Source organism: Staphylococcus sp. HMSC14D10 (genome assembly GCF_001808125.1).
In the GTDB taxonomy this organism is placed as follows: Bacteria; Bacillota; Bacilli; order Staphylococcales; family Staphylococcaceae; genus Staphylococcus; species Staphylococcus haemolyticus.
In genome coordinates, this window is sequence record NZ_KV792248.1 from 33163 (window position 1) to 56974 (window position 23812).

Genomic DNA, 23812 nt, shown 5'->3' on the forward strand with positions numbered 1-23812 from the left:
AAATATCAAACATTTATAATTATACCACGTCTGTATAAAGCCTCACTAGATAAATAGCTAATTTTTGAATTTTATATCTAAATCATGGTCTAAGTCTATCGTTATTTCTCCAACATCTTGTGTGTTTAAAATTGAACTATTTATAGATCTTAGCGTTTGTAACGTTTCTCGATTAGGTAAGTGATATTTATTGTTTTTACCACTTGAAATGATACTTATTGTTGGCTTTATTAAGTTAATAAATGATTCAGAACTGCTAGTCTTACTTCCATGATGAGCAACTTTCAGTATATCAATTTTTGGTAATTGATATATTTTCATTAATTTTGATTCATTATTTTTAGTTACATCACCTAGTAAAAGCATCTTATATCTTTGATATTCAATAAGTAAAATGATGCTATGTTCATTTTTATCATTACTGTTGGGAATATCTCCATGTAAAAATGAAATTTTAGAATTATTTAGTTGAATAAATTGTATCGTTGTAGCATCTATTAATTCAATATTATTGATCTTACATAAACGTTTTATTTTTATTAATTCTATTTCAGAATAGCTATATAAGTTTATATATAACTTTTTGATTCTGATGTGTTGGGCGATATATGGTAATTCACCAATGTGATCTGCATGCGGATGAGTAATAATTAGATGATCAATTTTTGTAATTCTTTTTTGCTTTAATGTTGGTATAATATGATATTTAGCAATATTATGATGATCAATATTACCTATTTTAACCTTTTTACCACCGGTATCAACCATGACAGTTTCTTGTTTTCTTGTTTGAAAGATTAGACTATCCCCTTGACCAACATCAAAGAAGGTTATCGTGCTAACATTTGGTCGAACATTAAAAACACATAAAACTATAAACACGATAATGAATAAAAACAGAATTTTCTTTTTTTTATAACAGAAAAAGATATAAATGAGTACTATTAATAATACGAAAATAGAAAATTCTACTGCCGATTTAGGTGCTATAAAAATTTGATAATATTTAAAAGTTAAGAATAAATCTAAAAGTTTGTTATGAACTATGTATATTTTGTCAAAAACTAAATTAGGCAATGCCGTATCACTTACAAAATGATACGCAAAGAATAAAAATATGGCTAATGGAAAAATGATAAAACTATAAAATGGAACAAAAATGAGATTGGATAGTAATCCTATCCATTGAATTTGGTTAAAATGATAGATTGAAATTATAGTTGAAGAGAGTTGTGCGATAAATGTAAGTACAAAAATATTTTTAATGAAAGTTAATTTTTTAAGAAGAGGAAATGAAATAATAATAAAAAATGAGATTATAAATGAAAATTGGAAACCAATGTCATATAGATAATCAGGCTTGAAAAAGGTCATAACTAAAAATATGAGACCTAGTATATCTATAGAAACTATTTTTGTTTTATTTGAAATAAGTATGACAGTAGTTGTTGTTAAAATTGCTCTTAGTGCACTTGGTGCAAAACCAGTATAATATGCAAATATTGATAAAAATAAGATGATTAAACCATTAATAATTACTTTAGGAATGTTTAATCTTACAAGTGGTTGATAAATGAGAAATGAAATTGTTGCAATATGTGATCCGCTAACGGCTAATAAATGGTAGATACCGATATCTTTTACTTTATCAATGAAATCAGTATTGATTCCATTTACATCTCCAGTTACTAAAGCGATAACATATTCAGGATGAGATAAACTTGAATTGTTTAATTTTTTAATAATAAAGTCTCTTTGTTTTTCAATTATATTTTTACTTTTAGTAATATGACATGAATTTAAGTCTACATTACTTATAGAGACATAAGGAGTATGATTTAAAACACTAATTACCTTGCCTTTAATAACACAAGATTTATTTTCTAGATCCTTTTCTTTTAGATAATTAGAATAGAGGTAATACACGAAAGGTTGATGACTAAGTTCAAATATACCTTTTAGTTGTCTCTCTTGTTTCTCTATCTTGGAACCAAATTGAACTTCGGTAGATATATTAGAATTTGACTTAAGAAATTCGTCTTTATTTAAATTATATTCATTGTGAAAGTGTTCAAAAGTTAAGCCGGAAAATAAACAAATAATCAAAAAGAAAATATGTCGTAACTTTAATCTCTTTTGTAGCGAGATAATGATTAACAATAGAGTAATAAGAACGGCAATCCATTTTATATGTATCCATAAAATACCTGATAGAAAAGATAATGCATAAAATATCATAAATTTAGTTAGTCAAATATCGAGCTACATTTTGTGCTGAAAAAGGTATTTTTTTATAATCAATACCTGCTTGATCTAAAAGTTCTAGTGCGTATTTATGATTGTGATAGTCTTCAGCATAGTATATTTGTTTAATACCAGCCTGAATTATAGATTTTGTGCAATTAAGGCATGGGAAATGAGTAACGTATATAGTAGCTCCATCAGTCGATACACCTTGTTTAGCACATTGTAATAAAGCATTCATTTCGGCGTGAATGGTTCTAATACAGTGGCCATCTTCAATTAAACATCCTTCATCAATACAATGAACTTCTCCAGCTACTGACCCATTATAACCTCCAGCAATAATTCTATTGTCTTTAACGATTGTTGCCCCTACTGATAATCTTTGACAAGTTGAGCGCAAAGCTAATAGATGACTTTGCGCCATAAAGTATTCATCCCATTTCAATCTTTCCATTTTCTTCACTCCAATACGTAATTATTATAAATATTATAAAGTATCCTTAAATAGAAGCCAATAATCAATATTAAGTTGTTACATATTCCTTAATTCTTTCAAAAGTTTTATCACCAATACCTTTAATATTTTTCAAATCTTCAATTGAATGAAACGTATTATTTTTTTGTCTGTAATCAATAATTTCTCTTACTTTAGTAGGACCAACACCCGGGATTTTTAATAATTCTGCTTCGCTTGCAGTATTTATATTGACCTTATTAGTAGATGATGAATTTAAAGACTTACTATGGCCACTTTTATTATTATCGTCATTTTGAGTTATGCGATTTTTATTTTCATTAGCAGAGGGAATATATATCATTTTTTGATCTGTTAACTTTTCAGACAAATTGACCTGACTCAAATCCGCGTCAGTAAGCAATTTAGCTTTATCTAACACATCTTTTATTCGATCTGAACTTTTCATTTTATAAACATTTGGGTGTTCTACTGCACCTTTAATATCTACAAAAACTATTTCGTCTCCATTTTGAATTGTATTAGATTCTATCTTATTATTAGTTTTATCATTATTTTTCAACACATCATGATTTTTTCCTTTTTGATTAGAGTTTACATGAGATGTAACAATAGGTTTAGTATCATTTGTGTCTTCATCTGATTTCGAAAAAAATAGAAATAAAGCTATAGATATAATCACTAATACAGTGATACTCAATTGGAATTTCCATTGCTTAATAATATATAATAACTCTTTTTTATCTTTAAACAAAAAACTCATCTCCTTATATGTATAAACGTTTGAGGAGATGAGTTTACTTTATTTATTTAAAAGCTACGAAGAACAGGCGCTCACCATGATCATCGTGATTATTTCGGTTAAAGTCAATAAATGTTTCGATGTTTTTAAAACCTATTTGATTTAACATGTTTATATAAGTTTCTTTTTCAAAGGTTCTTTGATAGTGAGATTCATTAAATCGTTGATAAGTACCGTTATTGTCTTCTATAAAGAAACTCATGTCGTGATAAACACTAAAAGGTTCATCACCTTCAATGGCTTCCCATGCTAAAAAGGTTGACTCATTTTCATCAATATAACATTGATTATGAAACAACGTACTCATCTTATAAATAGTGTGAACATCAAATATAAAAACGCCATTTTCTGATAAATGATTGAAAACATTTATAAATGTTTTATTTACATCTTCTATATCAGGTAAATAATTCAGTGAATCACAAAATATTGTTATTACATCAAATTTATTATTAAATGAAAAATCGGTCATATCTCCCTCTAACCATAATACTTGATTAGATTTGTTTGCAGCAATGGCTAGCATATCAGAACTTAAATCCATTCCTGTTACCGAACCAATAGTATTAAGTTGAGCAGTTAAACTGCCTGTCCCACAACCAAGATCAAGAATATTAGGCTTATGATTAAAATTTTGAGAATAATGTTGTACTATCTCAAACCACTTATCATAAGGTTGGTCTTGTGTTAGTTGATCATATACTTGACTCATTCCAACATATTGGGTCATTTAGTAAGCAACCTGACCATATGATTCTATTGGTGCATCTTGATATAGCTTCTCAATATTATAATAATTGCGTTCGTCTTTATGGAAGACATGGATAACTACATCTGCCAAATCAATTAAAACCCATCTGGCACTTTGATACCCTTCCATACGTTTAACATCAATAGCTTGTTCATGTGCAGCTTCTTTAACTGCTCTAGCAATTGATTGAACTTGACGTTCATTATTACCGTGACAAACCACAAAATAATCAGTCATATCACTGATGCCTTTCATATTTAGAGAAACAATATCTTCTGCTTTTTTGTTTTCTGTCGCATCGACAGCAATATTTAATAATTCTTCTGAATTCATTTAATCATCCTTTATTCTTTGATCACTATAATTATAATAGTTTAAACATGAAATCGTTGTGCCATAAACTGTAATATCCTTACTGATTAAGAAAAGTACCGTTCGCTTAGAAATTTCATAAATCGTTTTATCTAAGCTACCTTGATTGTATGCCATATCTCTTATTTCTTCAACTCCTGGGGTTTTTCTCCCTGGTTCAATATAATCAGCAATGAATACAAGTTTTTCAGTTTTAGTCATTTCTTTTCGACCAGTTGTGTGATTCTTGATTGCAAGAAGCACTTCCTCGTCTTCAATACCAAATTCTGATTGCATGATAGCAGCACAGACTGGTCCGTGTAAGATTTCTCCACCATAACTTAATAATTCACTATCTAAATCGTGTTGTCTTACAATTTGGTACATTGTGCTTAGGTCATCATACTTACAATAATCATGTAATACACCAGCTAAATTAGCTTTATCTTTATCACCATCATAAATTTCTGCAAGTTTTACTGCGGTTTCAGCTACTCTCAATGAGTGCTTAAAACGTTTCTCCGGTAGTTTATCTTTAACGAGTTCAATCGCTTTATCAATTTTCATAAAATCCTTCCTCTCTTATATAGTCGTGAATACTACGAGGAACCAAGATATTTATTGGTTGTTTATTTTTTACACGATTTCGAATCAATGATGAACTAATATCCATTCGCGGTATATTAACCGATATCATTGACTCGTCGACCTCTTGATAATTAACATCTCTGTTCACAATTACAAACGTAATTAGTTGTTTTAACTTTTCAATTTTATACCATTTATCTAATTGTTTGTACTGATCTGTTCCAATAATGAAATAGATATCCGCATCTTTTTCATTATTAACGATATCTTTTAGCGTTTCATAAGTGTAACTTTGACCTTTTCTCTCAAGTTCAATTTGACATATTTCACCAAAACCTAATTCTTCAATTGCAAGTTGAATCATTTTGATTCGATATTTAGCATCTAAATAGTCATCATGCGTTTTCAAAGGTGCCATATAACTTGGTAAAAAATAAAATTTGTCAGGTTTAAGTTGATGATAGACTTCATTTGCAACTAACAAGTGTGCAGTGTGAATTGGGTTGAATTGACCACCATAAAGCACTATTGCTTTTTTATTCATCATTTATGGTAATGTGATTTCTTTATTATCAACTGATTCTCTATAAATGACAATCATCGAACCAATCACCTGAACAACTTCACTATTAGTTGCATTGCTTAACGCTACCGCTAATTCATTTTTATCATCAAAATTATTTTGTAACACGTGTATTTTAATTAACTCGCGATTTTCAAGTGTATCATCAATCTGAGCAATCATATTGTCATTAATGCCTGCTTTACCAATTTGAAAAATAGGATCTATATTGTGAGCTAAACTTCTTAAATATCTTTTTTGTTTTCCAGTTAACATATTAAACTCCTTTTAATTTGTTTAGTACTGCATATTTCATTTCTAGTATATTAGGCTGTTTGCCGGTCCAAATTTTAAAACTTTCAGCGCCTTGGTTTATAAACATATCCAGGCCATTATAAACCGTATTGCCTTTGAATTCTGCTTCTTTTAAAAATTTAGTCTTATATGGAATATAAATAATATCACTAACGAGTGTACTTGATGATAAATTATCTAAGCTAATAACAATATCATCGTTATTATTTAATCCAGCAGATGTCGTATTGATTATAATATCAAATTCATCTAAATATTGTTCTGATTGTTCTAATGAAATTGCATTAATATCCATATCCCATGTCTCAAATCTACTCATTGTTCTGTTAGCGATTGTTAATTTTGGTTGTACAATTTTACTGAGTTCATTTGCAATTCCCTTACTAGCACCACCAGCACCAAGGATTAAAACATAAGCATTTTCTAAATCGGGATAAACTTGTTTCAAGCCCATCACATAACCAATACCATCTGTATTATAACCTATCCATTTATTGTTAATAATTTTCACAGTATTAACGGCTCCAACAGCTTTTGCTTGGTCATTAATTTCATCCAGATAAGGAATAATTCTTTCCTTATGCGGAATCGTAACATTGAATCCGTTAATATGGTTATCTTCAATAATGTGTCTAATATCATGGAAATCTTGTGTGGGAATATGCAACGCTTCGTATGTGTCTTCCATATTTAATGATTTAAAATTAACTTGATGCATGACTGGTGATAATGAATGTGAAACGGGATCACCTATTACTGCATACTTCATAAATAACCCACCTTACATAATTGAATTTCTTAGGATTACATCAACATTTTTAGGGACGCGTACAATGACTTTTGCACCTGCTTCAATCGTTATAAATCCTAGACCTGATATCATTATGTCTTTCTTTTCCTTACCAGTTTCAAGACGTACAGCTTTTGTATCACTCATATCGAAGTGGTCAGGATTATTTGGTGGTGTTAAAACATTTCCAATTTGATTTCGCCATAAATCATTAGCTTTTTCTGTTTTGGTACGGTGAATATTCAAATCATTTGAAAAATAACAAACTAACGGTCTTTTTCCACCTGAAACATAATCAATTCTAGACAGTCCACCAAAGAATAACGTTTGTCCTTCATTAAGTTGAAAAACTCTTTGTTTTATTTCATTTTTAGGTACGATTGTTTTTAGCTCTTTCTCAGAAACATAGTGTGTCATTTGATGAGATTGAATAATACCAGGAGTATCATACATAAACGTTTTTTCATCTAAAGGTATGTCAATTAAGTCTAATGTAGTACCAGGAAATCGTGATGTCGTAACTACATCTTTCTCTCCTACACTTTGTTCAATCAATTTATTTATAAGTGTAGATTTACCTACATTCGTTGTGCCGACTATATAAACATCTTGTTTATTTCGATTTTGGTCAATTGATGTTAGAAGATCATCGATTCCCCAACCTTTTTGAGCAGATATTAATATAACATCGTCAGCATCTAAGCCATATTTTCTAGCAGTTTTCTTAAGCCAATCTTTTACTCGTCGTTTATTAATCTGTTTAGGTAGAAGATCCAGTTTATTAGCTGCTAAAATAATCTTCTTGTTACCAACTATCCGTTTTAAAGCATTAATAAATGATCCTTCAAAGTCAAATATGTCAACTACATTAACAATAATGCCTTTTCGGTCAGACAGTTCATTTAATAAATTTAAAAAATCTTCACTATCCATTCCAACATCTTGAATTTCATTGTAATTTTTCAATCTAAAACAACGTTGGCAAATAACATCCTCTCTAAAAAGGTTATGTTCAGGAACATAACCAGGTGCACTTTTATCTTCGGACTGAAGTGGCGCGCCACAGCCAATACATTTTAATGTGTCATCCAATCAATTTTCCTCCCATGTGATATAGCCTTTATTTTTAAAGTAATTTAATAAGCGACGTTCAATAATACGGTTGAACTTTGTAATAAAACCATCTGTACGTTTAACAGGAACCACCATAATTGTATATAAACCATTTCGATTGCCTCCAAATACATCAGTTAACATTTGGTCTCCAATGACAATCGTTTCTTCTGGTTTAATATTCATATGTTTAATAGCTTTTTTAAATGCTTTGCCCACAGGTTTTCTTGCTTTGAAAATAAAATCCACATCTAGATCTTTAGAAAAACTAGACACTCTATCTTCATTGTTGTTAGATACAATTGTAATTGTGATACCTAACTCATTTGCTCTTTTAAACCATTGCTGTATCTCTATAGTAGGAGATTTAACATCCCAACCCACTAAAGTATTATCTAAATCTGTGATAATGCCTTTAAATCCAGCCTCAGCCAACTTTTCAATGTCGATTTGAAATACAGACTTAATGTAATCGTTTGGCATAAAAAATTTTTTTATTAATCCCATTTATTTATCACCTTTATTATTATTTATAAAACTTTGATTAATGATTCAACAATTGAACTTGAAGATTTTGCGGCTTCACCAAGGAACTCTTCAAAAGATATGTCTGCTTTGCCATTAGCTAGATCTGAGACTGCACGTGTAACTATAAAAGGAACATGAAATTGATGGCAAGTTTGTGCAATTGCAGTTGCCTCCATTTCAACAGCCATAGCCTCAGGAAACTGTCGTTTAATTGTTAGTCGCTGATCAACACTACCAATAAAGCTATCACCGCTAACAATTTGGCCAATTTTAGCATTATAATTTTTTTTATTAATTACTGTTTCTACCGATTTAAGTAATTCTTGATCCGACTTAAATTCTAAAGGCATTTGAGGTATTTGACCCAGTTTATAGCCAAATGCTGTTGCATCAACATCATGATAAACAACATCATTACTAATTAACATATCTCCAACAGATAAACTCTCATCTAATGCACCGGCAGATCCAGTGTTGATGATTAGTTTTGGATTGAATTTTTCAATTATTAACGTAGTTGAAATAGCAGCATTTACTTTGCCAATACCACTTTGAGTTAACACTACTTCTTTTGAATTTAATTTCCCTCTATAAAACTTTACATGTGCAACAGAAATTTCATTCATATCTGTTAATTTGTCTTTTAGTATAGCTACTTCTTCTTCCATAGCTCCTATAATTCCAATCATATTAACACCTCAGTCTTTATCTTAGCAATTGCTATTTTATCATATATTTTTATTCATCACGACAATGTTATTTACTCTTTAATTAAAAAAATAAATTCATCTAATATAAAATCTTTTAAGGTCATGAAATTAATGTACTAAATTAATATAAACTTGTAAAAAAGACCATTTCTATTGAAATTTAATAGAAACAGCCTTAAAGAATTATATAAGCACTTTACGAGTGTGCAAATTATTGAAAATTTAGCCTTTCCAAAGCGTAGCCAAATCTTGTAGTGAGAAAATACCAGTTACAATTGTTACAATCACTGCTACTATACCGAAAATAAGCATCCATGTAGGGTGTTTGTAATCTCCGACTATAGATTTTTTACGACTTGCAATTAAAATAGCCCCAAGTATAATAGGTAAAATCCAACCATTTATTGCACCAGCAATAATAAGTAAACTAATAGGTTTACCAATAAATAAGAAAATTAGAGTTGAAACAACAATAAAGATAATTACAATAAGATTATTTTTAGTCAATAATGATTTATGTAATGTTTTCAAGAATGTAGCACTTGTATATGCTGATCCTATAACAGATGACATAGCAGCAGCAAAAATAACTACACCGAAAATATTTTTACCAATAGGTCCTATTGCATGTTGAAATACAGATGCAGGTGGGTTATCAGCGCTTAATGTTACTCCAGTAACCACAACTCCTAATACTGCAAGGAATAACAATGTTCTCATAATACCAGTTGTTAATATACCAGCAATAGCAGAACGGTTTACAAATGGTAAGAATTCTTTCCCTTTCATACCAGAATCTAAAAGTCTGTGTGCACCAGCAAATGTAATATATCCACCCACTGTTCCTCCGACTAGTGTAATAATTGGTAAAATTAACTTAACTGGATGTTCAGGAGCAAATGTGTGAACTAATGCATCTCCATATGGTGGATTTGAAACAACCATAACATATGCAACTACTAGTATCATAACAACACCTAAAATCATCGATACAACATCCATGATTTTTTGTCCACTTTTACTTACAAAGATTAATATTGAGAAGATAGCTGTAATTGCAGCACCCCATTTAATATCTAATCCAAACATAGCATTTAACCCTAGACCAGCACCGGCAATATTACCAATATTAAATGCCAGTCCACCAAATGCAATTAGTATGGAAATTAAAGTACCAAGACCTGGCATAACTTTATTAGATACTTCTTGTCCACGAAGTCCAGTTACTACAAGCACACGCCAAATATTAATTTGTGCTCCAATATCAATTATAATGGAAATTAATATTGCGAATGCGAAGCTAGCGTAAAATTCTGCAGTGAACACAGCGGTTTGAGTTAGAAAAGCTGGTCCAATGGCTGAAGTTGCCATTAGGAATACAGAACCGTACAGTAATCGTCTATGATTTTTTGTGAATTTAAATTCCTTTTCATTTGGATTAATTTCTTGATTTGGATTTTGGTTTAAGTTTTCTCCCATAATAGCTCCCCCTTATAAGGATTGAATATCAATGCCTTCCTTCGTTAATTTTTCTCTAATTTGTGATACAAATTCTAGAGCATGAGCCCCATCTCCATGCACACAAATCGTATCAGCTTTTAAATCAATTTCTTTTCCGTTTTTACTAACAACTTTGTTTTCAATTACCATTTTTAAAACTTGATCTAAGGCTTCTTCAGTATTAGTGATTACTGCATCTGCCTCTTTACGACTAACGAGTTGACCATTGTCTTCATATCGTCTGTCAGCAAACACTTCAGATGCAGTACGTAATCCTAATGATTCAGCTTCAGTTATTAATAATGTATTTGATAACCCTACTAAGATTAGTGAAGAATCAAAATCATATACAGCTTGAGCAATTGCATGTGCAATGTTTTTATCTTTTGCACCCATATTGTAGAGAGCACCGTGAGGTTTAACATGATTAATACGTGTTTGATGTACCTTACAAAATCCATCTAACGCACCAAGTTGATAAACAACTAAATTATAGATTTCTTTTGGTGTAATATCCATGTTGCGACGACCAAATCCTTTTAAATCTGGTAATCCAGGATGAGCTCCAATACCTACACCATTATCTTTAACAAGTTTAATTGTGTCATACATGACATTTTCATCGCCAGCATGGAAGCCACAAGCAATATTAGCTGATGTAATTAATGGAATGATTTGATTATCTCCACCGAATGAGTAATTTCCAAACGCTTCACCTAAGTCACAATTTAAGTCTATGCGCATTATAACTCCACCCCTTCAATTATTTGATGTTTTTCAAGGAATTTAATATCTACTTCACTTGCGTCATCATCTGCATAAAGTGGGTAACTTAAAACTGCATATAAAAAGTTTGCAGTTGTTGTAAATCCATCTATAACCATTTCATCAAGTGCTACTTTTAATTTGTTTATAGCTGTTTTTCGATTAGTATCTTTTACTATAACTTTAGCAACTAGCGAATCATAATAAGGTGATACTTGATACCCAGGATAAAGCAGAGAATCGACACGTATGTTGAAACCTTGAGGTAAATGTAACTTTTTAACTTTACCAGGGGTAGGTTGAAATTTCTTTTCTGGATTTTCAGCATTGATACGCGCTTCAATTACATGTCCATTAAACACAATATCATCTTGAGAGAATGGTAATTTATCATGTTGCATTAAGTATAATTGGGCTTGTAATAAATCTCTATCAGCGCGCATCTCTGTAACAGTATGTTCCACTTGAATACGTGCGTTCATTTCAATAAAGTAGTGTGCATCCTTAGTTACTAAAAATTCAATTGTACCTGCACTTCGATAATTTGATGCTTTAGCGACTGCAACTGCATCTGCGCATATCTGTTGGCGTCTCTCTTCAGTTAAAGCGGCACAAGGACATTCCTCTATTAATTTTTGGTTTTTACGTTGAACCGAGCAATCTCTTTCGCCTAAATGTACATAATTACCTTTACCGTCACCAATAATTTGTACTTCCACGTGTTTCGCTACAGGTATAAATGCTTCAACATAAACTCTGTCATCGTTAAAGTATTTTTGACCTTCGCTTTTCGCTTCTTTAAGGGATTTTTCAAGTTGTTCTGGCTCTTTTACTATACGGATGCCTTTACCTCCACCACCACTTGCTGCTTTTAAAACAACAGGATAGCCAATTTCTTCAGCTAGTTCCTTTATTTCATCAACTGAATTAACTGCACCTTTAGACCCTGGAATTACAGGAACACCTGCATCATCTACAGTTTGTCGAGCAGTTATTTTATCACCCATTAGTTCCATTGTTTTCTTACTTGGACCAATGAATTGAATATTATTTTCTTCTACTTTTTCAGCAAAAGTTGTACTTTCTGATAAAAATCCATACCCTGGATGGATCGCATTCGCACCTGTTATTTCAGCTGCACCAATGATACGTTCAATATTTAAATAACTATCTAAAGGATTGGCTTCTCCAATACAAACTGCTTGATCAGCTAAGCTAACATGTAAACTTTGCTCATCTCCTTTAGCATATATCGCAACAGTCTCTATGCCCATTTCACGACAGGCTCTAATGATACGGACTGCAATTTCTCCTCTATTTGCTACTAAACAACGGTACATTTAGCTGTCCCCCTTTATTTAAGTTTAACTAGTACTTGATCATATTCAACATTTGTACCATGATCTGCTACTATTTCAACGACTTCTCCATCTACATCGCTTGTAATTTCATTCATAACTTTCATTGCTTCAACATAACCGATGATATCTCCAGATTTAACTTTATCTCCAACTTTAATTTGGGGATCAGTTAATTCTTTACTATCTTGTAAGAAGAAAGTACCCACCATTGGTGAAGAGATTTCTTTAGAAGTTTCTTCACTTGCACTCGTTTGAACTTGTTGCAGACTTTCATCATTTACAGTGTTTGTACTTACTAAGTTTTGGTTTGAAGACACATTAGATGATTGATAACCCTCAGTGAAATCTAATTCTAATTCGCTTTTATTATCCTTAAATTTAAAACGCTTAACGCCATTTGATTTAACTAAGTTAATAACTTCTTCTATTTTTTTTATATTCATCTATTATTTCTCCTCTTCAATTAATTTTGCTAATTTTTTTGATGTTGCTCGCATTGAATGCATATTAAATATTGGAGCCTTTGTCACTGATTCTAACTTCTCTTCAAATTGTTGATTAAAGTTTTTTAACATAGCATTCGCTTCATCCACAGATATCCATTTAAACTGTATCACATCACCTGGCTTAAATTGTGCTAGTTTTTTAAGGTCTAATTGACTAACTGTAGCAATTTTTGTATAACCACCAACTGTTTGTTTATCATTTAAAAGTATTATCGGATTGCCATCATTTGGTACTTGAATACTACCCAACCCTACAGGTTCTGATATGATATCAGCTCCATTATCTGGTGGAATGTTGTCACCTATAAGTCTATATCCCATTCGGTCTGATTGGTCAGATATTTTATACACCGATTCAACTAAGGTCTTTCTTTTTTCATGTGAGAAAGCATTTACTTGAGGACCTTCTATAATATGAATAATATTGTCTTGTTCTATTGCATCATAGTCGCTTGTTTTTCCAAGATTAACCTTAAAGTTGCTATTTTGCACAACTTGAATATGATCATCTTTTTTCAAAGCTCTACCATTAAAACCGCCTATTTTACTTCTTGTGTGTGTAGAGTAGCTACCAGCAACCATCTCAATATCAAGAGGATGGCCAAAGAAAATATAACCACGTGCACCCTTTATTGCTGGCCCAAATTCAAGTACATCTCCTTTATTCGCTAATAAGACATTATTATTGGAAATATTAATATCATTTAATTTTGCATTAAATTGACCACCTGTTATTACAAAAGTGTTAGCTTGAGTAAAAGTCAATGTTGGACCAATGATAGTAAATTCTAGGCTAGGACCGCTATTTCCGATTAGTTTACGTCCTAAGTTATAACTAAATTGATCCATTGCACCAGACCCGGAGAAACCTAAATGTTGATATCCAAAACGGCCTTTATCTTGAACGGTAGTGAAAAGACCTGGTTTCAAAATTTTAATGCCCACTACGAGTCACCCACTTTTCTTTATTAAATCTTCCGTCATTGATTTCACTTTCAATTTGATTATACGTCGTCTCATCTATCGAGTAGAATTTAATATAATCACCAGCTTCATACAATGTCATCGGTTCAGAATATTGATCAAAGACTTTTAAAGGTGTTCTTCCAATAATTTGCCATCCTCCAGGTGAATCAGAAGGATATAAACCTGTTTGATTGTTAGCTATTCCAACTGAACCAGCATTAATTTTAACTCTTGGTTCAGATCTTCTAGGTGTATGAATACGTTCGTCTAAACCACCTAAGAATGGGAAACCGGGCATAAAACCTAGCATATATACAAGGTATTCATTAGTTGTATGGATTTGAACAACTTCTTCTATAGTTAAGTTGTTATAACTAGCTACCTCTTCTAAATCGGGTCCCATTTCTAAGTTATATAGTACAGGAATATGTATAACATTTTTTTTAGAGTATGTATCATCTTTTGAAACTTTGAGCTTATCTAATTCTAATTTTTCAATCAATTGTTTGTAATCGATTGAATCATTATTGAAATTAATCATAATAGCTCGATATGATGGGATAACATCTCTAATATCTGGAATATTTTTGGACAGAATATGTTGTGTAGTTAAATCAACCTCTTGATAATTAACTTCACTTATTTCTTCTTTGAAATAAAGCAATAGCGATTGCTCATTTATAACTTTAACTTCCAATCCATTGCCTCCCCTTTAATCTTAATAATTGTATATTTGCGCCTTAAAAAATAATGATTCAATATTTTAAATAATCATATTTTACTGATATGTATAAAAAAATTATAACATTATAATATCTTAGTTGTTTAATAAGTATTTCAAATTATGAATAATAAAAAAAGCGAGACGAAATGTAACCGCTTACTTTATAGTGTAATTAGCAAATGATTCAATTGTATTTACATTGTTATTTAAGCATATAAAACTAATTTTGTCATGAAAAAGTTCAGATTTTCAAATTAATTTGATAAAATATATATGAATTTTTGTAACATAAGGTATAATTTTATCTAAAAATATCATATTCTAGCTATTAAGTTTTTTAATATCACTTAATTAAAACTAATACAATAGCATTATTAGGTTATTAAAAAAAGCTATGAAGAAATCATTGTTACTTGATTTCTTCATAGCCGATATAAATATGCATTTTATTAATGTAAATACCAAGATATTTAAAGAGTTTGTAAAACTTTATTCAGAAAAAATTTATCTATTTAATATTTACAATTTTAACATTAATTTCTCCACCATTTGGTAGAGGCACACGCACTTCATCTTTTAAACTTTTACCAATTAATGCTTTAGCCATAGGTGATTCGTTTGAGATTTTGCCGTTAAATGCATCTGCTTCAGCAGAACCAACGATTTGGTAACTTTCTTCTTCATCTCCAGGTAACTCAATAAAAGTCACGGTTTTACCAATTTGAACAACATTATTATCACCTGTATCTTCAATGATTAATGCATATCTAAGCATATGTTCGATACGTTGAATGTCTTGTTCAATGAATCCTTGTTCATCTTTAGCAGCATCATACTCAGAGTTCTCAGAAAGGTCACCAAATGAACGTGCCACTTTAATTTTTTCTACAACTTCAGGACGCTTAACCGTTTTTAATTCTTCTAATTCTTTTTCTAATTGTTCATAACCCTCTTGAGTCATTGGATATTGTTTTTGATTTTCCATTATGTCATCTTCCTTTTTCATTTAATATGGTTTAGTCATTAAATATATTGTTTTTTGATACATATTGTAACTTACTTATTGTTTACTAACCAATGTTTGAATTTTAGTGGTCATTATATCAATTGCAACCTTGTTACTTCCACCTTCTGGAATGATAATATCTGCATACTTCTTAGTAGGCTCAATAAATTGATTGTGCATTGGTTTGACAACATTTAAATATTGGTTAATTACTGATTCCATAGATCGACCGCGTTCTTTAGTATCACGTACGAGTCGTCTTAGAATTCTTAAGTCTGCATCAGTATCAACGTATATTTTGACATCCATCATATCACGAAGTGTTTTATTTTCTAAAGCAAATATACCTTCTACGATAATAACATCTTTAGGTTCAAATGCAATGGTTTCATTACTTCGTGTATGATTTGTGTAATCGTACGTTGGAACTTCAACTGCATGACCATTTCGTAAATCTTTTAAATTTTCTATTAGCAAATCATTGTCAAATGCAAAGGGATGGTCATAATTTGTTTCAAGACGCTCTTCAAAAGTTAAATGTGATTGATCTTTATAATAATAGTCTTGAGCAAGTAATGCGACACTATGGCCTTCTAAATTCTTCATGATTTCATTTGTAACTGTTGTTTTACCAGATCCTGAACCACCGGCAATACCAATAATTGTTGTGTTTGCCATTATCTAATTTCCTTTCTCATCATGTTCTTAGGATAAATTGGATGATTTACTTTAATTTGTACAATTTGAAGTGGGTGACGAGCAGCATCTAGACTATTGCCCTCCTCATCATATATGGCATCAATAACTTGTCTAAAACTTTGTATTTCAGGTCCAAAGAATTCAATTTCTTGACCTGGTTTAAAGTGATTTCTTTGTTGTATTGTAGCAATTTGAGTAGTTTCATCATAATCTATTACTAATCCACAAAAATCGTAAGGTGATTTTTTATTTTGTTGAACACCAAACATTTGCTCTTCATATCCTGGTGTACCTTCAAAAAATGCTGGTGCAGTATCTCTATTAGCACATTTATCTAATTCTTTTAACCATTCAGGATTAATTTTAAAATTCTCAGGATCTTCAGCATAAGCATCAATAACTTTTCTATAAACTGATACAACTGTAGCTATATAATGAATAGATTTCATGCGCCCTTCTATTTTTAAAGAGTCGATACCGATTTCCATCATTTGAGGTATTGATTCAATTAATTTTAAATCCTTAGGACTCATAGCAAATGGTACGGTGTCTCCATCTTGATAATAAAGATCAAGTTCACCGTCATTATCTACTTCTAATAAATCGTAATCCCAACGACAACTTTGACAACAACCACCTCTGTTAGAATCTCTAGCTGTCATATGATTACTTAGTGTACAGCGACCTGAATATGCAATACACATTGCACCATGTATAAATGCTTCAATTTCAATGTCTACATTTTCTTTCATTTCTTTCATTTCCATCGCACCAGTTTCACGTGCTAATACCACTCGATCTAAACCTTCTTCTTTCCAGTATTGAACCGCTTTAGTATTAGACAATGACTGTTGTGTCGATAAGTGTATTTCTAATTTAGGAGCAACTTGCTTACAAGTTTCAATAATTAAAGGATCTGCAACAATGATTCCGGTAGCACCCGTTTTTTCTAATTCAATTAAATAATTTTCCAGACCTTTAATATTCTCGTCATGAGCGATAATATTAGTAGTTACGTATATTTTTGCATTATATTGATTTGCAAATTCAACGCCTTCTTTAATTTCAGCCATAGTAAAATTATCAGCATTAGAACGCAAACCATATTCTTGACCACCTAAAAATACTGCATCTGCACCATAATGTACTGCAATCTTTAATTTTTCTAAATTACCAGCAGGCGCTAATAATTCGGGCTTTTTAATTTTACTTTTAACTTTCGTTTGAATTTCAGTCAATGTTTTCATTTTTTAGCGCCTCCTTTTTAATAAACTGTTTGTTTGTATAAGAATCCTTCATCAAATGGACGATGTTCTGGTTGAATTGCTTCAATTGGATCTACTAACATGAATTTTTCATCTTCATATGCTTCAGGATCTTCATTATATAAATCTATTGCTTCTCTGTATTGAGCTGTAACAGTGTTTATATATTCTTCGCTTTGCAGAATTCCATCTATCTTAAATGAATCAATTCCAGCTTCAAATAGTGGCTCGAGTTCTTCAATTAAGCAGATATCATTTGGAGACATTATATGTGTACCATTAAAATCTTCAAATACAGGATATTTATTATCACGTTCTTCGTCATATAGTAGTAACTCTTTATCATCATTTTCACGTTTAATCTTCATTTGTTTATCTTGGAAAGTATAATAGTTCCCAAGCAACATGCGTTTAGATTGGAACATACAAGTCATCCCATGTACTTGAACTTCAATTTCAACATTTGCATTCTCTTTTATATTTATTATTTCATCTAAGTTTAATTCTCTCGCTAGAAGCGCTCGTTTGGCACCTCTTTTTCCCCAATAGTTACATTGGAAATAGTTAGTTACTATAGTTTCAGCATCCCAATTTAGTGGTATCGGATTATGTTGATTTTTGACATTCATGACGACAGCAGGGTCACCAAATATAATTCGGTCTACTCTAACTTCATGTAAGAAATTAATATAGTCTTCCAATGCATTTAAATGATAATTGTGGAAAATGCCATTTACAGCAACATATATTTTTCTATCATGCTCATGCGCTAAATTGACTGCTTGTTTAATATCCTCACGATTAAACTCTCCTGGTAATCTTAACCCAAATTTTTGTTCACCAATGACAAATGCATCTGCACCAATATCTATTAGTGTTTCTAAATGACTTAATGATTTAGGAGTAACGAGTAATTCCGTCATAATTATTCTCCTTTAATTGATATAGCTAACCCATCATCCATATTTATAAAGTTAGTACTGTAATTTTCTAGACTAATTAGCCAATCATTAAATTTTTGAACTTTTTTAACCATTTGCTTAACATTTCTTGAGCGTACGATATCTATATTCGATACAAAACCGTGGTATAGAACATTATCTGTAATGACTAGTCCACCATTTCTTAATAGTGGTGTGTAATATTCAAAAAATTTCTTTGATTGAGCTTTTGCTGCATCAATAAAAATAATATCATATTGTTTATCATTGACTTCATTATATTGCTCTAAAGCATTTCCCTCTATAAGTCTTATTTGTGATGAGTAGCCATAAGTTTCGAAATTTGATTTAGCTTGTGTAATCATTTCCTCATCACGCTCTATAGTCGTAATATGTATATCATTTGATACGGATGCAAATTGCATTGAACTATACCCTATTGCAGTGCCAATTTCTAGAATGTTTTTTGCACGATGTATCCGAATTAATTGTTTAATCATCTCTAGGGATAATCTATCAACAATTGGTACAGCATTTTGCTCCGCATATTCTCTTAACGTTTCAATTTTATTATCTGTTTTACGATGTTTATCCAATAAATACTGCTGGTTAGCTTCCATTTATTTACTTCCTTTTTAAAGACAAAATGACATTAAAAAATAAACCAGTCGATATAGAGTTATCCGCTAAACTTTAAAAATTTAAATAAACTTAACCGTGCTAGGATAACTTATACTTATAAATGTATGACTGATTTAAATATTTATTAAAACTCATTGTCTACCTATAAGAATTTAACTTTAAATATTTTATCATATATTTGTTTGTAATTTAAGATGTAATATGTAAAAAAAACATGATTTAATCAATCAAAAAAGGAGCAGAATAGAACTCGAATTGAATTCATTATCCCACTCCCTATACAAAATTACTGTTCTGAATTATAAATTAAATCACATATTGATAGTTCAGTCAGCTAATTTAAATTAGTTTTAGTATTAAGTATTAAATCTAGAAAACTATTCTTCCATGTTTGTGTTAACTACTTCTTCAATCATGTCCCATTCTTCGTCAGTCTCGATAGGTACTAATTTACCACCATCGCCTGATTCATCAGGTTCATTAATCATTGGAATCAATTCAATCATGTCATCATCGTCAGATTGAGCACCTTCCTCAGCTAAAATAACATATTCTTTTTTAAATTCTGGATGGTAAAATTCCAACATTTTACGATATAAAACTTCGTTACCATTTTCATCGAATAAAGTTAATAACTCTTCTTCATTACTAATATCTAATTCTACATCGTGGTTATGATTATGTTCAGTCATTGTTTATTACTCCTTTATTGGATTGAATCTAAATAGCCTTGCAATATAAACACTGCTGCCATTTTATCAATTACTTTTTTTCTTTTTTGTCTAGATACATCTGCTTCAAGTAATGAACGCTCTGCTGCCATAGTACTTAATCGTTCATCCCACATAATTATCTCTATATCAGGTAAGCTTTCTTTGAGTAACTCCTTATATCTTAACGAAGCTTCTCCACGAAAGCCAATAGAATTATTCATATTCTTAGGTAAACCAATCACTACAGAACCAACGTTATTTTCTTTAATGATGGTCACTAATTGCTCTATACCATAATCTTCTAGTTCCTCGTTAATTCTTAGAGTGTCCAATCCTTGGGCAGTCCAACCCATTAAATCGCTTATAGCTACGCCAACTGTTTTACTACCTACATCCAAACCCAAAATTTTGTGCGTTAACATATACTATTTCTTATTCTCTTTTAAATAATTTGAAACGAGTTCTTCCATGATAACGTCACGATCAATGTGGCGAATTTGATTTCGAGCATCATTTTGACGAGGTATATATGCAGGATCACCTGAGAGTAAATATCCTACAATTTGATTTACAGCATTGTAACCACGCTCTTCTAAAGTTCGGTGTACGTTGTTTAACACTGTTTCAACATTATCTTTCGGAATTTCTTCATAGTCAAACTTCATTGTTTTATCAATATTATCCATAGATGCGACACTCCTCTAAAACGAATTATCTTACATACACCAATTTTACACTAGTTGATTACAAAGTTATAGTTTTTTAATGTAATCTTTAATAAAGCGTAATGCTTCTGAGATATTCTCTGGTTGCGTACCGCCACCTTGAGCCATATCTGGACGACCGCCACCTTTACCACCAACTAATGGCGCCATATTCTTAATGATATCTCCAGCTTTAATTTTATCTGTCTGTTCTTTTGGTACAGTTGCTATTAGTGATACCTTTTCACCTAAATCACTTGCTAAGATTATAATAGCATCTTGTTGTTTAGATTTGAAATCATCCATAGTTTGTCTTATTTCTTTAGCATTAGAAACTTCAACTTCTGTAGCTAATACTTTAAAGCCATTAATTTCTTCAATTTGATCCTCAATATTGCCCATTTTAAGTGAAGTGATTTCCTTATTTCGCTGTTCTAATTGTTTATGAAGGTTCTTTTCTTCTTCTTGTAGCTGGACAATTTTATCAAATACTTGATTATCAGATTTAACTTTAACTTGATCTTTAATAGAATTAAATTTATTTTGAATATCTTCTAAATGTAAGAATGCTGACTTACCAGTAAATGCTTCAATACGTCTAACGCCTGCACCTGTACCTGATTCACTTATAATCTTGAAAAGTCCAATTTCTGCAGTATTATCAACATGTATACCACCACATAGCTCAATTGAGAACGGTGCCATATTAACAACGCGCACAATATCTCCGTATTTTTCTCCGAATAACGCCATAGCACCCATTTGTTTTGCTTCATTAATAGGCATCTCTTGTATATTAACTGAAATACCTCTCCAAATTTCTTCATTTACACGTCTTTCAACTTGATCAATTTCGTCTTGAGTCATCGGACCAAAATGTGAGAAGTCGAAACGCAAACGCTCACTTTCAACTAACGAACCTGCTTGATTTACATGTTCACCTAATACTTCTTTTAATGCAGCGTGAAGTAAATGAGTGGCACTATGATTTTTTTGGATGTCTTTTCTTTCATCCCTATTAACACTTGCATCTACATCACTATTAATTGTAACTTGACCAAATTGGATGACACCTTGATGTAAGTTTTGACCATTAGGTGCTTTAGTTACTTCAGTTACTTCAATCTCAAAGTTCTCATTACCTACTGTTCCTTTATCAGCTACTTGCCCACCACTAACTGCATAAAATGGAGTTTCTTTTAAAATGAAATATACAGTTTCTCCTGGTTCAGCAGATTCAACTTTCTCTCCATTATAAATTAAATCAGTTAACGTAGTCTGATAATCTGTAGTTTCATATCCGACAAATTTGCTTTCAGTGGTAATATTTTTAAGAACTTCACTTTGGATTTGCATTGATTGTGAACTTTGTCGAGCTTCTCTAGCTCGTGTACGTTGTTGATCCATTTCTTTTTCAAACGTTGCCATATCCACAGAGATGTTTTCTTGACTAGCTAATTCTTCTGTCAATTCAATTGGGAATCCATAAGTGTCATATAATTTGAACGCATCTGAACCGTTAATTTCATTATTAGATGATTTAGCTTTTGCTAATAAATTATTCAAAATTGCTAAACCTTCTTGAAGTGTCTCATGGAAACGTTCTTCTTCTGATTTAATAACACGCTTAATAAAATCAGCTTTTTCTTTAACATTTGGATAATATGGTTCCATTATCTCTGCAACGATGTCAACTAACTTATACATAAATGGTTCATTAATGTCGAGAGTTTGACTAAATCTGACTGCTCTACGTAGAAGTCGACGTAAAACGTAACCTCTTCCCTCATTTGCAGGTAAAGCGCCATCAGCAATAGCAAATGCAATTGTACGAATATGGTCCGCTATTACCTTAAAGGCAATATCATGTTCGTTGTTTACTAAATATTTTTTGTCAGCTACTTTTTCAACTTCATTAATGATTGGCATAAATAAGTCTGTTTCATAATTTGTTCTTACGTTTTGAGAAACAGAGGCCATTCGTTCAAGCCCCATACCTGTATCAATATTTTTATTTGGTAATGGTGTATAAGTGTTGTCTTTATTATGGTTAAATTCACTAAAAACTAAGTTCCAAACTTCTAAATATCTTTCATTTTCCCCACCTGGATACATCTCTTCTGATGGATCATCTTGACCATATTCATCTCCACGATCATAGAAAATTTCAGTGTTAGGACCAGATGGACCCTCACCGATATCCCAGAAATTACCTTCTATTCTAATAATTCGACTTTCTTCTAATCCAATTTCATCATTCCAAATACGATAAGCTTCAGAATCTTCGGGATGAATAGTTACATATAATTTTTCAGGTTCCATGCCCATCCAGTTTTCACTAGTTAAAAATTCCCACGCAAAGTGGATTGCTTCTTTTTTGAAATAATCACCAATTGAAAAGTTACCAAGCATTTCGAAAAATGTATGATGTCGTGCAGTAAATCCTACATTTTCAATATCATTTGTTCTAATTGCTTTTTGAGAATTGACTATTCTAGGCTTTCTTGGTGTTTCTCTACCATCGAAATATTTCTTTAAAGTTGCTACACCAGAATTTATCCATAATAATGAATCGTCATCAATTGGCACTAAAGGGGCTGAAGGTTCAACCATATGACCTTTTTCGACGAAGAAATCAATATATTTTTGACGAATTTCACTAGCTTTTAAATTTTTCATTTCCGACACTCCTATATCAACATATTTTAACTAAAAACAAAAAAACGTTCATCCTCAAAAAAAGGGACGAACGTTTTCGCGGTACCACCCTAGTTATAAACAATCTATC

General features: G+C 31.3%; 26 protein-coding genes and 2 pseudogenes. All 28 read right to left on the bottom strand.

Going from position 1 to position 23812, the window contains the following annotated elements:
- Positions 1 to 57: 57 nt before the first annotated feature.
- Positions 58 to 2106: a DNA internalization-related competence protein ComEC/Rec2 gene (locus tag HMPREF3134_RS04485; protein WP_256262269.1), complete on the bottom strand. Its 2049-nt coding sequence runs from the start codon at positions 2104 to 2106 to the stop codon at positions 58 to 60.
- A gap of 136 nt (positions 2107 to 2242) precedes the next feature.
- Positions 2243 to 2701 (bottom strand): ComE operon protein 2, encoded by a 459-nt coding sequence (locus tag HMPREF3134_RS04490; RefSeq protein WP_011275624.1) that lies wholly within the window; start codon positions 2699 to 2701, stop codon positions 2243 to 2245.
- A 70-nt stretch (positions 2702 to 2771) separates the two neighbouring features.
- Positions 2772 to 3476, bottom strand: coding sequence for a helix-hairpin-helix domain-containing protein (locus tag HMPREF3134_RS04495; RefSeq protein WP_070441081.1), 705 nt, complete (start codon positions 3474 to 3476; stop codon positions 2772 to 2774).
- Positions 3477 to 3528: 52 nt separating this feature from the next.
- Positions 3529 to 4254 (bottom strand): class I SAM-dependent DNA methyltransferase, encoded by a 726-nt coding sequence (locus tag HMPREF3134_RS04500; protein ID WP_070441084.1) that lies wholly within the window; start codon positions 4252 to 4254, stop codon positions 3529 to 3531.
- The gene (rsfS, locus tag HMPREF3134_RS04505; protein ID WP_033080146.1) at positions 4255 to 4608 is read right to left on the bottom strand and encodes a ribosome silencing factor; all 354 of its coding nucleotides are present in this window, start codon (positions 4606 to 4608) and stop codon (positions 4255 to 4257) included.
- Complete coding sequence (gene yqeK / locus HMPREF3134_RS04510; RefSeq protein WP_011275620.1) at positions 4609 to 5193, bottom strand: bis(5'-nucleosyl)-tetraphosphatase (symmetrical) YqeK; 585 nt, start codon at positions 5191 to 5193, stop codon at positions 4609 to 4611.
- Positions 5183 to 5761 carry a nicotinate-nucleotide adenylyltransferase gene (locus HMPREF3134_RS04515; RefSeq protein WP_011275619.1) on the bottom strand — a complete coding sequence of 193 codons (579 nt, stop codon included), beginning with the start codon at positions 5759 to 5761 and terminating at the stop codon, positions 5183 to 5185. The genes yqeK and HMPREF3134_RS04515 overlap by 11 nt, the downstream gene beginning before the upstream one ends.
- Complete coding sequence (yhbY, locus tag HMPREF3134_RS04520) at positions 5762 to 6052, bottom strand: ribosome assembly RNA-binding protein YhbY (RefSeq protein WP_070441087.1); 291 nt, start codon at positions 6050 to 6052, stop codon at positions 5762 to 5764.
- A gap of 1 nt (position 6053) precedes the next feature.
- Complete coding sequence (gene aroE / locus HMPREF3134_RS04525) at positions 6054 to 6860, bottom strand: shikimate dehydrogenase (protein ID WP_011275617.1); 807 nt, start codon at positions 6858 to 6860, stop codon at positions 6054 to 6056.
- A 12-nt stretch (positions 6861 to 6872) separates the two neighbouring features.
- Positions 6873 to 7973, bottom strand: coding sequence for a ribosome biogenesis GTPase YqeH (gene yqeH, locus HMPREF3134_RS04530; protein ID WP_011275616.1), 1101 nt, complete (start codon positions 7971 to 7973; stop codon positions 6873 to 6875).
- Entirely contained in the window at positions 7974 to 8501 is a 528-nt protein-coding gene (locus tag HMPREF3134_RS04535) for a YqeG family HAD IIIA-type phosphatase (RefSeq protein WP_070441090.1), read from the bottom strand.
- 23 nt (positions 8502 to 8524) lie between these two features.
- Positions 8525 to 9211, bottom strand: a complete 687-nt coding sequence (locus tag HMPREF3134_RS04540) for a 5'-methylthioadenosine/adenosylhomocysteine nucleosidase (protein WP_041615146.1) — start codon at positions 9209 to 9211, stop codon at positions 8525 to 8527.
- A 243-nt stretch (positions 9212 to 9454) separates the two neighbouring features.
- Complete coding sequence (locus tag HMPREF3134_RS04545; protein ID WP_011275613.1) at positions 9455 to 10711, bottom strand: NRAMP family divalent metal transporter; 1257 nt, start codon at positions 10709 to 10711, stop codon at positions 9455 to 9457.
- Between the two features lie 12 nt (positions 10712 to 10723).
- Positions 10724 to 11476: a 5-oxoprolinase subunit PxpA gene (gene pxpA, locus HMPREF3134_RS04550; protein ID WP_011275612.1), complete on the bottom strand. Its 753-nt coding sequence runs from the start codon at positions 11474 to 11476 to the stop codon at positions 10724 to 10726.
- Positions 11476 to 12837 (bottom strand): acetyl-CoA carboxylase biotin carboxylase subunit, encoded by a 1362-nt coding sequence (locus tag HMPREF3134_RS04555; RefSeq protein ID WP_011275611.1) that lies wholly within the window; start codon positions 12835 to 12837, stop codon positions 11476 to 11478. The genes pxpA and HMPREF3134_RS04555 overlap by 1 nt, the downstream gene beginning before the upstream one ends.
- Before the next feature lie 14 nt (positions 12838 to 12851).
- Positions 12852 to 13082: pseudogene (locus HMPREF3134_RS12640) on the bottom strand (acetyl-CoA carboxylase biotin carboxyl carrier protein subunit); the annotation flags it as partial.
- Between the two features lie 108 nt (positions 13083 to 13190).
- Positions 13191 to 13301, bottom strand: a pseudogene (locus tag HMPREF3134_RS12645) (acetyl-CoA carboxylase biotin carboxyl carrier protein subunit); the annotation flags it as partial.
- 3 nt (positions 13302 to 13304) lie between these two features.
- Positions 13305 to 14309 carry a 5-oxoprolinase subunit C family protein gene (locus HMPREF3134_RS04565; protein ID WP_011275609.1) on the bottom strand — a complete coding sequence of 335 codons (1005 nt, stop codon included), beginning with the start codon at positions 14307 to 14309 and terminating at the stop codon, positions 13305 to 13307.
- The gene (pxpB, locus tag HMPREF3134_RS04570) at positions 14299 to 15027 is read right to left on the bottom strand and encodes a 5-oxoprolinase subunit PxpB (protein ID WP_011275608.1); all 729 of its coding nucleotides are present in this window, start codon (positions 15025 to 15027) and stop codon (positions 14299 to 14301) included. Before pxpB ends, HMPREF3134_RS04565 begins: the two co-directional genes overlap by 11 nt.
- A 535-nt stretch (positions 15028 to 15562) precedes the next feature.
- A complete protein-coding gene (greA, locus tag HMPREF3134_RS04575) occupies positions 15563 to 16039 on the bottom strand; it encodes a transcription elongation factor GreA (protein ID WP_011275607.1) in 477 nt (158 codons plus the stop codon).
- Positions 16040 to 16114: 75 nt separating this feature from the next.
- Positions 16115 to 16738: a uridine kinase gene (gene udk, locus HMPREF3134_RS04580; RefSeq protein WP_011275606.1), complete on the bottom strand. Its 624-nt coding sequence runs from the start codon at positions 16736 to 16738 to the stop codon at positions 16115 to 16117.
- Positions 16738 to 18006 carry a peptidase U32 family protein gene (locus HMPREF3134_RS04585; RefSeq protein WP_011275605.1) on the bottom strand — a complete coding sequence of 423 codons (1269 nt, stop codon included), beginning with the start codon at positions 18004 to 18006 and terminating at the stop codon, positions 16738 to 16740. Before HMPREF3134_RS04585 ends, udk begins: the two co-directional genes overlap by 1 nt.
- A 17-nt stretch (positions 18007 to 18023) precedes the next feature.
- On the bottom strand, positions 18024 to 18947 hold the full coding sequence (locus HMPREF3134_RS04590) for a peptidase U32 family protein (protein ID WP_016930855.1): 924 nt from the start codon (positions 18945 to 18947) through the stop codon (positions 18024 to 18026).
- A 2-nt stretch (positions 18948 to 18949) separates the two neighbouring features.
- Positions 18950 to 19585, bottom strand: coding sequence for an O-methyltransferase (locus HMPREF3134_RS04595; RefSeq protein ID WP_011275603.1), 636 nt, complete (start codon positions 19583 to 19585; stop codon positions 18950 to 18952).
- 399 nt (positions 19586 to 19984) lie between these two features.
- On the bottom strand, positions 19985 to 20299 hold the full coding sequence (locus tag HMPREF3134_RS04600) for a DUF1292 domain-containing protein (protein WP_011275602.1): 315 nt from the start codon (positions 20297 to 20299) through the stop codon (positions 19985 to 19987).
- A 14-nt stretch (positions 20300 to 20313) separates the two neighbouring features.
- The gene (gene ruvX / locus HMPREF3134_RS04605; RefSeq protein ID WP_011275601.1) at positions 20314 to 20742 is read right to left on the bottom strand and encodes a Holliday junction resolvase RuvX; all 429 of its coding nucleotides are present in this window, start codon (positions 20740 to 20742) and stop codon (positions 20314 to 20316) included.
- Positions 20743 to 20745: 3 nt separating this feature from the next.
- Positions 20746 to 21006 carry an IreB family regulatory phosphoprotein gene (locus HMPREF3134_RS04610; protein WP_011275600.1) on the bottom strand — a complete coding sequence of 87 codons (261 nt, stop codon included), beginning with the start codon at positions 21004 to 21006 and terminating at the stop codon, positions 20746 to 20748.
- 66 nt (positions 21007 to 21072) lie between these two features.
- On the bottom strand, positions 21073 to 23703 hold the full coding sequence (gene alaS, locus HMPREF3134_RS04615) for an alanine--tRNA ligase (protein WP_011275599.1): 2631 nt from the start codon (positions 23701 to 23703) through the stop codon (positions 21073 to 21075).
- Positions 23704 to 23812: the final 109 nt, after the last annotated feature.

What these genes read in the sequence shown, in the direction of transcription:
- HMPREF3134_RS04490 (WP_011275624.1), bottom strand. Translation starts at nt 2,701, where the DNA reads ATGGAAAGATTGAAATGGGATGAATACTTTATGGCGCAAAGTCATCTA.
- HMPREF3134_RS04500 (WP_070441084.1), bottom strand. Translation starts at nt 4,254, where the DNA reads ATGACCCAATATGTTGGAATGAGTCAAGTATATGATCAACTAACACAA.
- rsfS (WP_033080146.1), bottom strand. Translation starts at nt 4,608, where the DNA reads ATGAATTCAGAAGAATTATTAAATATTGCTGTCGATGCGACAGAAAAC.
- yqeK (WP_011275620.1), bottom strand. Translation starts at nt 5,193, where the DNA reads ATGAAAATTGATAAAGCGATTGAACTCGTTAAAGATAAACTACCGGAG.
- HMPREF3134_RS04515 (WP_011275619.1), bottom strand. Translation starts at nt 5,761, where the DNA reads ATGATGAATAAAAAAGCAATAGTGCTTTATGGTGGTCAATTCAACCCA.
- yhbY (WP_070441087.1), bottom strand. Translation starts at nt 6,052, where the DNA reads ATGTTAACTGGAAAACAAAAAAGATATTTAAGAAGTTTAGCTCACAAT.
- aroE (WP_011275617.1), bottom strand. Translation starts at nt 6,860, where the DNA reads ATGAAGTATGCAGTAATAGGTGATCCCGTTTCACATTCATTATCACCA.
- HMPREF3134_RS04535 (WP_070441090.1), bottom strand. Translation starts at nt 8,501, where the DNA reads ATGGGATTAATAAAAAAATTTTTTATGCCAAACGATTACATTAAGTCT.
- HMPREF3134_RS04540 (WP_041615146.1), bottom strand. Translation starts at nt 9,211, where the DNA reads ATGATTGGAATTATAGGAGCTATGGAAGAAGAAGTAGCTATACTAAAA.
- HMPREF3134_RS04545 (WP_011275613.1), bottom strand. Translation starts at nt 10,711, where the DNA reads ATGGGAGAAAACTTAAACCAAAATCCAAATCAAGAAATTAATCCAAAT.
- pxpA (WP_011275612.1), bottom strand. Translation starts at nt 11,476, where the DNA reads ATGCGCATAGACTTAAATTGTGACTTAGGTGAAGCGTTTGGAAATTAC.
- HMPREF3134_RS04555 (WP_011275611.1), bottom strand. Translation starts at nt 12,837, where the DNA reads ATGTACCGTTGTTTAGTAGCAAATAGAGGAGAAATTGCAGTCCGTATC.
- greA (WP_011275607.1), bottom strand. Translation starts at nt 16,039, where the DNA reads ATGGAAAATCAAAAACAATATCCAATGACTCAAGAGGGTTATGAACAA.
- udk (WP_011275606.1), bottom strand. Translation starts at nt 16,738, where the DNA reads ATGGCAAACACAACAATTATTGGTATTGCCGGTGGTTCAGGATCTGGT.
- HMPREF3134_RS04585 (WP_011275605.1), bottom strand. Translation starts at nt 18,006, where the DNA reads ATGAAAACATTGACTGAAATTCAAACGAAAGTTAAAAGTAAAATTAAA.
- HMPREF3134_RS04590 (WP_016930855.1), bottom strand. Translation starts at nt 18,947, where the DNA reads ATGACGGAATTACTCGTTACTCCTAAATCATTAAGTCATTTAGAAACA.
- HMPREF3134_RS04595 (WP_011275603.1), bottom strand. Translation starts at nt 19,585, where the DNA reads ATGGAAGCTAACCAGCAGTATTTATTGGATAAACATCGTAAAACAGAT.
- HMPREF3134_RS04600 (WP_011275602.1), bottom strand. Translation starts at nt 20,299, where the DNA reads ATGACTGAACATAATCATAACCACGATGTAGAATTAGATATTAGTAAT.
- ruvX (WP_011275601.1), bottom strand. Translation starts at nt 20,742, where the DNA reads ATGTTAACGCACAAAATTTTGGGTTTGGATGTAGGTAGTAAAACAGTT.
- HMPREF3134_RS04610 (WP_011275600.1), bottom strand. Translation starts at nt 21,006, where the DNA reads ATGGATAATATTGATAAAACAATGAAGTTTGACTATGAAGAAATTCCG.
- alaS (WP_011275599.1), bottom strand. Translation starts at nt 23,703, where the DNA reads ATGAAAAATTTAAAAGCTAGTGAAATTCGTCAAAAATATATTGATTTC.